The organism is Limosilactobacillus reuteri (assembly GCF_002254085.1).
GTDB classification, from domain to species: Bacteria; Bacillota; Bacilli; order Lactobacillales; family Lactobacillaceae; genus Limosilactobacillus; species Limosilactobacillus reuteri_K.
The window spans coordinates 24,095-33,866 of record NZ_NGPY01000014.1 but is presented as its reverse complement, the minus strand read 5'-3'; the positions used below and the strand labels follow the sequence as shown (position 1 = coordinate 33,866).

Annotated in this window: 10 protein-coding genes; 2 read left to right on the top strand and 8 right to left on the bottom strand. The window is 39.5% G+C overall.

The window, feature by feature from the left end:
* Nucleotides 1-173: 173 nt before the first annotated feature.
* The 6 genes from dtd to CBG10_RS03990 all read right to left on the bottom strand — a co-directional run bounded on the left by dtd (nt 174) and on the right by CBG10_RS03990 (nt 5,373).
* Nucleotides 174-611, bottom strand: coding sequence for a D-aminoacyl-tRNA deacylase (gene dtd, locus CBG10_RS04015; RefSeq protein ID WP_003665822.1), 438 nt, complete (start codon nt 609-611; stop codon nt 174-176).
* 10 nt (nt 612-621) lie between these two features.
* Nucleotides 622-2,859: a RelA/SpoT family protein gene (locus CBG10_RS04010; RefSeq protein ID WP_019252194.1), complete on the bottom strand. Its 2,238-nt coding sequence runs from the start codon at nt 2,857-2,859 to the stop codon at nt 622-624.
* 18 nt (nt 2,860-2,877) lie between these two features.
* Nucleotides 2,878-3,213 carry a hypothetical protein gene (locus CBG10_RS04005; RefSeq protein WP_019252193.1) on the bottom strand — a complete coding sequence of 112 codons (336 nt, stop codon included), beginning with the start codon at nt 3,211-3,213 and terminating at the stop codon, nt 2,878-2,880.
* Between the two features lie 78 nt (nt 3,214-3,291).
* A complete protein-coding gene (locus CBG10_RS04000) occupies nt 3,292-4,029 on the bottom strand; it encodes a 16S rRNA (uracil(1498)-N(3))-methyltransferase (RefSeq protein WP_094502347.1) in 738 nt (245 codons plus the stop codon).
* Nucleotides 4,030-4,989 (bottom strand): 50S ribosomal protein L11 methyltransferase, encoded by a 960-nt coding sequence (gene prmA / locus CBG10_RS03995; RefSeq protein WP_094511720.1) that lies wholly within the window; start codon nt 4,987-4,989, stop codon nt 4,030-4,032. It abuts the gene before it with no gap.
* 78 nt (nt 4,990-5,067) lie between these two features.
* Nucleotides 5,068-5,373, bottom strand: coding sequence for a hypothetical protein (locus CBG10_RS03990; protein WP_153701363.1), 306 nt, complete (start codon nt 5,371-5,373; stop codon nt 5,068-5,070).
* A gap of 196 nt (nt 5,374-5,569) precedes the next feature.
* Here CBG10_RS03990 and CBG10_RS03985 point away from each other — a divergent pair, with 196 nt between their 5' ends.
* Nucleotides 5,570-5,749, top strand: a complete 180-nt coding sequence (locus tag CBG10_RS03985) for a hypothetical protein (RefSeq protein ID WP_003668154.1) — start codon at nt 5,570-5,572, stop codon at nt 5,747-5,749.
* A 107-nt stretch (nt 5,750-5,856) separates the two neighbouring features.
* Entirely contained in the window at nt 5,857-6,816 is a 960-nt protein-coding gene (locus CBG10_RS03980; protein WP_003665815.1) for an L-lactate dehydrogenase, read from the top strand.
* A gap of 192 nt (nt 6,817-7,008) precedes the next feature.
* On the opposite strand, the gene CBG10_RS03975 is transcribed toward CBG10_RS03980, so the two are convergent.
* Both CBG10_RS03975 and CBG10_RS03970 read right to left on the bottom strand, forming a co-directional pair.
* Entirely contained in the window at nt 7,009-8,085 is a 1,077-nt protein-coding gene (locus CBG10_RS03975; protein WP_094511719.1) for an Ldh family oxidoreductase, read from the bottom strand.
* A 72-nt stretch (nt 8,086-8,157) separates the two neighbouring features.
* Nucleotides 8,158-9,573, bottom strand: coding sequence for a C69 family dipeptidase (locus CBG10_RS03970; protein WP_094508843.1), 1,416 nt, complete (start codon nt 9,571-9,573; stop codon nt 8,158-8,160).
* Nucleotides 9,574-9,772 lie beyond the last annotated feature (199 nt).

Sequence of the window (9,772 nt, the reverse complement as noted above, 5' to 3'; positions counted from 1 at the left end):
AGTATTTTGCCTTAGACTTCCTTCAGATTCCGTCTCACGACGGACACCCTTGTCCTCAGCTCATGGTTCCGACTACTACGGCCCATAGCGGACTTTCACCGCCTAGCTAATACCCATGCCGGGCGCATAAACAAAGAGACAATGGGGAAAATTTCCCCATGTCTCTTTGTTTTTTAGCGTTCATAAATAATTGTCGTGGGACCATCATTTTCCAGATCAATTTTCATCATGGCTCCAAAATGTCCGGTTTCAACAGGAATACCAGTAGCTGCTAATTTTTGATTAAAAAGATCATATAACGGTTCAGCAATCTCAGGACGAGCAGCCTGTGAAAATCCAGGACGATTTCCATGCTTAGTATCAGCATAAAGGGTAAATTGAGAGACGGATAAAATCGCACCATTAACATCCCGTAGTCCCTTATTCATCTTACCGTTTTCATCCTCAAAAACACGAAGATTAGTAATTTTATGCACTAAGTAGTCTAATTTTTCTTCGGTATCATCTGGAGCAAAACCGACTAAGAGAAAATAGCCAAGACCAATTTTGCCAACAACTTCATCATCAATTGAAACTGCTGCATGATTTACTTTTTGTAAAACAACTCGCACAAGTGCCCTCCTATCGAATAATCCGTTTGACAACGTAAACATCTGGAATGTTCTTTAAGCCATCCATGATCAGTTGCAACTGCCGTAAATTACGCACTCCAATAATCAAACTAATTGTTACCATCTTATTGTGGTCAACTTTTCCGTTAACTGAATTTAAGAAGCGAGTACTGTTATTTACTGAACGTAAAACATCATTTAATAAGCCATTGCGATTGTATCCTTGAACTTCTAAGTCTGCATTGTAGTTTGTTTTATCACCATTAGGATTTGCCCAGTAAACACTAACAATTCGTTCGCCGTTTTTACGGGCAGCTTTAATATTCGGACAATCATCCCGGTGAACCGACACTCCCCGACCCTTTGTAATGTAACCGGTAATAGCATCTCCTGGGATTGGACTACAGCAATGGCTCAAACGCACAAGGAGATTGTCAACTCCTTCAACAACTACGCCTTCACTGGATGCTTTGGCCTGCTTTTGTTTTTCACGTTCATTCGGCTTTTCAAGAGTCTGATGATCTTCTAGTACGGCTTTTTCTGCTGCTTGTTGGCGGTCGCTTTCAACCTGCTGACGGATATCAGCAGTAAAACGATTTCTAATACCAACTGGAGCCAAATCACCAAAGCCTAGTGCTGCAAACATATCGTCACTACTATTATAATGAGTCTCCTGAGCTACTTCCTCACATTTTTCATCAGTCATTAACTCTGCTGGCGAGTATCCTGCTTCACGGAGTTCATTTTCGAGAAGTTGTTTTCCTTCTTCAATGTTCTTTTCACGATCGTGTGCGCGGAAGAATTGGCGAATCTTATTACGAGCTCGCCGCGTTGAAACCAAATCAAACCAATCACGACTCGGACCAGCTGATGATGATGAAGTCAAAATATCAACAATGTCACCATTTTTGATCTCATAGTCAAGGGGTACGATCCGTCCATTTACTTTAGCTCCAGTTGTATGATTACCAACTTCAGTATGAATTTGGTAAGCCATATCAAGTGGTCCAGATCCCTTAGGCATTTCAATTACGTCACCTTTAGGGGTAAATGCATAGACCTTATCAGTAAATATATCGCTCTGAATCCCCTGCATAAATTCATCTGTGCCTTGACTTTCACTTCGTAATTCAAGGATTTCTTTGACGACATTTAACTTTTGACTATCCTGCGTTTGTTGGATTCCATTAGTCTTTCCTTCTTTATATGCCCAGTGAGCAGCAACCCCATATTCAGCAATTTCATGCATCTTGTGAGTCCGTATCTGTACTTCTAATGGCCGCCCTTCTGGTCCAATAATTGTTGTATGCAAGGATTGATATCCGTTAGTCTTAGGCATTGCAATATAATCTTTAAACCGTCCAGGCATTGGCTTCCAATTAGTATGGATAGCTCCAAGAGCAGCATAACAGTCACGAATTGAGTCAACAACAATTCGAACTGCAAGGAGGTCATAAATTTGGCTAAATTGCTTATGCTGAGTAACCATTTTACGATAGACAGAATAAATATGTTTAGGCCGACCATAAATTTCAACGTTCGGTCCTAAATCCAAATCCGCAATCGCCTTTTTTATCAACTTAATTGACTCATCAATATAGTCAACCCGCTGATCGCGCCGTGAATTCATCAAATGAACAATCCGGTAATATTGTTGCGGATTTAAGTACCGTAATGACAGGTCTTCTAGTTCCCATTTAATAGTACTGATACCCAACCGATCTGCAATTGGCGCATAAATTTCAAGGGTTTCATTTGAGATCCGCCGCTGCTTATCAGGTCGCAAATGCTTAAGGGTGCGCATATTATGAAGACGGTCCGCAAGCTTGACAATCATTACCCGAATATCCTTTGACATTGCAAGTAATAACTTACGATGAGTGGCAGCCATTTGTTCTTTATTTGATTTGTAACGAATCTTACCAAGCTTTGTATCACCATCAACGATCATTGCAATGGTTGGTCCAAAGAGTTCTTTAATATCATCTAAAGTTGCTCCAGTATCTTCTACAATATCATGTAAATATCCTGCACAAACTGTTTCTGGATCCATATGAAGATTAGCAAGAATCCCCGCAACCTGGATAGGATGAATAATATATGGTTCCCCAGATTTACGTCGCTGGTCATGGTGAGCCACTTCAGCAAAATGATATGCCTTTTCAACTAAAGCAACATGTTCTTCATTCATATAAGAACTAACTATCTTTTGAACATCTTCATGTGTCAATTCCTTCTCTTTTGACATTAGACGACCTCCTTTCATTTACTTTTGTTGCCGCATTGCCCATGATAAGTACGCAAGCGCTAAGTAAGCAAGGGCAAAATAATAAGTGTACCGTGGCATAAAGAAATACGCAGTTATCAAGTAAAGGATTGGAAAAATGAATAACTCGCTCCATTTTCGCTGGTGCTTATAAATCCAATAACCTGACCAAATACTAAAAATACCATTAATAAGGATTAAGACAATCTCTACCATTACTACCCGCGTAACAAATGGAAGCTTATCGACAACGAGCGTCAATACAAGCCCAATTAAAATACTAGCTAGCCATAATGGCTTGTCTAAATGTTCCCATGCTTTTTTCATAAAATTCATTCTCTCTCAACACCTATATTCAGTTTTAAATCACCGATTAAAGCTGTTCTTTATTTTACCATAAGTGAGCCGGCTACATTATGACAATTCCATTGCATATGAAATAGCTGCCATGAAATATAAAGGTGCTGTTTCAGTCCGTAGAATTCGTGGTCCTAACCCTGCTGCTATCATTCCAGCTTCATTCATTTTGGCAATTTCATTTTCCGTCAATCCACCTTCTGGACCAAAAACGGCAAGGACCGAATCTCCTGGTTTAAGGGCATTAAATTGCTGCGCCAAAACACTTGCTTCACCCTGTTTAGCTGATTCTTCCCAAGCAACAATCCGTTTGGTAGCAGGATAATTGGCTAGCAATTGAGCTAGATTAGCACTGTATTCAACCTGTGGAATTTTATTTCGATGGGATTGTTCTGCTGCTGATTCAGCTATCTTTTGCAGACGTTCGATCTTACGTTTCTGCTTATTCCCCTGCCAGTGACTAATGGAACGAGCAGCATCAAAGAAGACAATTTTGTCTGCTCCCAATTCGGTTGCCTTTTGAACAATTAATTCTGGTTTCTCTTTAGTCTTTGGAAGCCCGCAAGCAAGCGTCACTGAAACTGGTAATTCACTATCAGCATCTAACTTCTGATTGATTTTTAATGTTGTTGGTTCGGTAGCACTAAGAGTTGCGAGGTAAACACAGTGGTCGGCTAACACAAGTTCAACAGTTGTTCCAATCTCCGCACGCATAACTTTTAACAAGTGGTGAGCTGCTTCAGGTGGTAGGGTTACTTCATCAGCTGGAGTTGCATTTACAAAATATCGTTGCATTTATTTCACCTCGGTTGGCTTGTGGGCGATCATTCCATGCCAGTCCTTCATCTGTTGCTCATCATCAATCACAAATCCTTGTTCTTGTAACCTTTGACGAATTAATGAAGCCTTATCATCGATAATTCCGGAAACAAGGAATTTACCACCAGGCTTAAGGTTTTCATATGCTTGAGGAATAAGGGGCACGATGATTTCTGCAAGAATATTAGCAACAATTAGGTCTGCCTGGGTATGGATTCCGTCCAGCAAACTGTTTATACCAACCTTAACATCTTTAGCAACTGGGTTTAGTGCAAGATTCTTTTTTGCTGAGTTGACTGCCACTTCATCAATATCATAAGCATCAACTTTTCCTGCGCCTAAGTGCTTAGCAGCAATACTCAAAACGCCAGAACCAGTACCAACATCGATGACATATTCACTACCAACAATTGTTTTTTCAAGGGCCTCCAGCATTAAACGGGTAGTTGGGTGAGTCCCGGTACCAAAAGCCATTCCTGGATCAAGAAAGATTAATTTTTCTTTAGGATCTGCCGGCTGATATTCTTCCCATTGTGGAACAATTGTTAACTGATTAGTTACTCTTAATGGGTGATAATACTTTTGCCAAACTGTTGCCCATTGTTGATTATCGACAGTCGCTGCTGAGACATCATTTGCTCCTGGATTGAGGCCGAAATCTTTTAATTTTGCTACTCGTTGATGGATAGTTGGCAATAGTTCAGGAACAAATACGTTTTGTGGGAAATATCCAGACACTGCTGCACCACTTTTTCGGTGCGGAATTGATGATGGATCGATAAATTCACCGTGATCCCCATACTTTCCCTCATGCAAGTTTTCAAAATCAGCGGCATCATCAATTTGAACGCCTTGTGCGCCCATATCTGTCAAAATATAGCTAACTGCTTCAACAGCCTCACTAGAAGTTGCTACCTTTATTGCTGTCCAATCCATTTAATGACCTCCTTAAATAATAAAATCGTGACCACAATAAAAGTAAATGGTCACGATAAATACCAACTTAGATAAAGTTTAATCATTTTTGTTATCAACTTTACTAATATGTGGTCGTTCTTGTTCGCGTTTCTTTTCTTTTTCTAAATGATGACTTAAGTAATCGATTAAGTCGGACTCAGTTAAGAAAATACGGGGATGATGTTGGTGATGCAACCGAACATCAATCTCGTTAATTTTTAATCGTCCGGTCCAAGTATGGGAATAACGAACAATTACCCGATTATTTAATCTGTGTTTACCGAAGCGGAACACATATACATGTTGGGGTGTCATCATTGGCCGAATGTACTCTTTTTTATACATTAAATCATTGTCGCGCATAAACTGCTTAGTTCGATTCAGAATGGTAACCACCTCCTCTATTATTATTCCTGATCAATTTTAAATTAATCTCCCTAGATAGGTATATTTTAGCACAGGTCACCAACGTTCCAAAGTTTAATCTATGTTTAAACTTTAATTTTCAAAAAAATGCTATACTATGTTCAAAATACTTTAAAGAAAGGTGATTACAATAGTGAGTCTCTTAATTGCTATTCTTATCTGCTGGTTACTATGGAAGATCGGTGTCTTAACGGTTAAATTTATCGGCCTAATTCTGCTTATCCTATTAATTGGGACATTAATCCATGTTTTACTTTGGCCAGCGATCCTTTTAGCAGTCATTATCTTAGGGGCAGGCTTATTTACTAACTAATTTATCTATAAAATTTTATAGTAATTTTTCTGCGGAATGTTATAATCATTATTGTGAGAGGAATTCTCAAATAATGTATACATAAGATGAAAGGGAGACTGTTTATTATGTCTAAGAATCATCAAAAAGTTGTTCTTGTTGGTGACGGTGCTGTAGGTTCAAGTTACGCCTTCGCAATGGCTCAACAAGGAATTGCTGAAGAATTTGCTATTGTTGATATTATTAAGGAACGAACTGAAGGGGACGCAATGGACCTCGAAGACGCTACTGCCTTCACTGCTCCTAAGAACATCTACTCAGCAGATTACGACACTTGCAAGGATGCTGATTTAGTTGTTATTACTGCCGGTGCTCCACAAAAGCCTGGTGAAACTCGTCTTCAATTAGTTGATAAGAACTTGAAGATCATTAAGTCCGTTGTAGAACCAATCGTTAAGTCTGGTTTTGACGGAATCTTCTTAGTTGCAGCTAACCCAGTTGACATCCTTACCTATGCTGTTCAAAAGCTTTCTGGCTTCCCTAAGAACAAGGTTGTTGGTTCAGGTACTTCACTTGATTCCGCACGTCTTCGGGTTGCTCTTGGTAAGAAGCTTCATGTTGACCCTCGCGATGTTATTGCTAACATTATGGGTGAACACGGTGATTCCGAATTTGCTGCTTACTCAAGTGCTACTGTTGGTGGCAAGCCATTACTTGACATCGCTAAGGATGAAGGCATTTCAGAAGATGAATTACTTAAGATTGAAGATGATGTTCGTAACAAGGCATACGAAATCATTAACCGCAAAGGTGCTACCTTCTATGGTGTTGCCACTGCTTTAATGCGGATTTCAAAGGCTATTCTTCGTGATGAAAATTCTGTTCTCCCTATCGGTGCCCCAATGAACGGTGAATACGGACTTAACGACCTTTACATCGGTACTCCAGCTGTTGTTAACGCTTCTGGTGTTGCAAAGGTTATCGAAGTTCCACTTAACGACCGTGAAAAGAAGGCTATGGCCGATTCTGCTAAGCAATTAGAAGAAGTTGCTAAGAACGGTATGGCAAAGTTACAAGGTAACAACTAAGCCGTCTTCATAAATAAACGATAGATTATCGTACCACTAAAAAAACTCTCAGCGTTTAATAAACGTTGGGAGTTTTTTAATGCCTAATTTAGATCATTTTTCAAGTCACGGGCAAAATCATTAAGAAAGTCTTCGATTAATTTATCCATTTAAGATGCACCTTTTCCCTAATATGTTCGAGGTTATCAATTATTAAGGAACATCAATGCCAAGTTCAGTCCCGATTTCGTTCATTTCTTGATAGGTCTTTTCATCAATCGTGACCCCTTTTTCTTTATTTTCTGCTAATAAACGGTACTCACGATCACCGGGTACCCAAATTTCTTTACCAGGAATATGTTCAAGCTGGCGAATTCGATCTAACATTGACGTGGCATCTTTCTTCAATACCTCTGGATCACCAAAGAATGCTGGATTAAGAACCATTACAAATTGGCTAAAGTCATGTTTACCACTAACAGTATCAGCAGAAATAGAGCCTTGTGCCAATATTCCCGTCAATAATTCAATTACGATAGAGTTTCCCATCCCTTTATAATTAGAATTTTCCTCATTGCTTCCGCCAAGAGTGAGAACTCCCCCACCCTTTTGTTCCCCTTCAGTAAAGGCCGCGGTTGCAAGAATATCTTCTGCCTCTTGTGCATCAGTTACTACCTGCCGACTTTTATCAACTGCCCATTCACCTGGTAGCGGTTCGCCTTTTTTAGCATGAACTTGAATTTTTCCACCTGAAACAACACAAGTGGCACCATCAAACATAAATGGGTGTGGAGAAGCAGGAAAGCCAAACGCAAAAGCATTAGACCCAAGAAAAGCCTGAGTGGCATTAGTTGGGACTACCAGGGGACGAGTATTAGTAAGGGCAACTCCTACTAATCCCGCTTCTAACGCTAATCTTGTATAGTAACCAGCAGTACCGAAGTGATTCGAATTGCGAATAACAGCAATTGCCACCCCTGTTTTCTTAGCCTTTTCAATTATTTTTTGAGTCGCTAAAACCGTTGCAAGCTGTCCCATATTTTGGTTAGCGTCAACAAGGACGGATCCTGGTAACTCACGAATAATTTTGGCCTTATTTTGCGGAATAATCGTTCCTTCTTTAATCATCCGACGATACCATGCTAATCGCTGAATCCCATGAGATGAGATCCCGCGCAAGTCTGCATCAACTAGAGTGTCTGCTAATAATTGACTGTTATCTTGGTTAAATCCCAATTTTGTAAAAACTTCTACTAGATAATGCCGTTCATCGGTTGCTTGAATTCTCATTTTTATCCTTCTCTCATTTTATATTAATTATATTTTAATAATAAAGTGAGAAATGTCAATATTCAAAATATCTTAAAGGTTAGGATCCATCTTAAATGACATCTTTGAAAGCTCACAGCCTTCAGTTAATAATTCAAAGAAGAGGGCCTTTGTCCGTTTATTATAATGGGAGGCTATTTCATGATTTTGTCCCGTTAGATAATCAGTTAGTGCCTGCCCTTCAAGACTAGCTGCTTCTTTATCAACCTGCGCAATTTTACGGCGGGCCCATTCATTTAGCTCTTTTTGGTAGTCTTCATCTTTTTCCATAAATTCCTGATAATGACTTTCAACAACTTCTGCTAAGGCTTCATTTAACCAGAATGCAGACTCTAAGTTCATTTTTTCCGGTACGTTTCGATATGATTCATCAGTATCGTTAGCATTAGCAAAGAATGGAACATAAGGATTAAAGGCTGGAACTCCTAGTTCAATCCAATGAATACTCGTTTTATATTTATTCAGATCGCGCACTTGTAGAATATGTGATTGAGCAGTCCGTGATAAAGAGATAGCTCGGTAAGTCTTGCGTTCAGGAGCATCCCCCATTGGATCATAAGGTGTCTCATTGAAATGCGATTTTAAAACATACTGGATGTCTTCATTAGCAATCTTAAATTCGGCCTTACGGATAAATGGCATCTCAGAATCTTCGGGTCGTTGGCCTAATGAAGCGTTAGGACTAAGGTAACGTTGAGCAAACCAAGTCCGCGGTGTATTGTAGCGACGGTCTTTTTGTGTACTGGTACCAAAAATATGGCGGAAATCCCACCGGTCATGGTCAGGGTTTAATTGGTGTTCTTCAACAAACTCTTGAATTCCATCGGCCCACATATAATTATCAGGATCGTCAAAATCAATATCTTCAATTGCTACCTGGTTAGGAGTAACAGCATAACAATCATCGGGAATACGAACTGCAACCCATTGGTGACCAGTTACTACTTCCATATACCAAATATCGTCTGCATCTGCAAATTGCATTCCGTTTCCCTCAGCAGAACCTAATTCAGCAATTAATTTTCCAGTATATTCAACTCCTTCACGGGCAGAATGAATATACGGTAATACTAAAGTACAAAGTGAGTCTTCTGCCAGGCCATTTTTTACGTATGGATCATATGCTAACACCCGATCATTTGCATAAACACTCTCAGTAAAGGAAGCTGCCACATTTGCTTCATTAATTCCATCTTCTTCATTAGGTCCTGCTGTTTGATCAAGGGTAGGCGTAGAAGTATAACGCATTCCCTCTTCCGGCAAGGCTACAGTTACTTTATTGTAAGGTGATACGTAGGTTTCGTGGCGTCCTTTTACTGCCGATTTTACTAAAAATCGTTTGGGTTCAATTGCTTTTACGCGATCTTCATTACGAGCAATATAATTAGCACCGTCGAGAGAAGCCTTTTTACCGACCATGATTGATGTACAAGCATCTTTATTTTGCATATTTATTTCCTCCTCAAATAATAGCGATTATATTATCTATGATACGCTAATTTGGTGAGGGTTGCAGTAGAAGAAAGATTTAATCAATGATAAAGGAAATTTGAATGAGGGTCTATTAAATTAAGGATAGTTCTTGTATTATTATTTATGGGGTTACCTTCTTTTCTATGTGATTTGGCGATTTCATTGTATCAGAGGG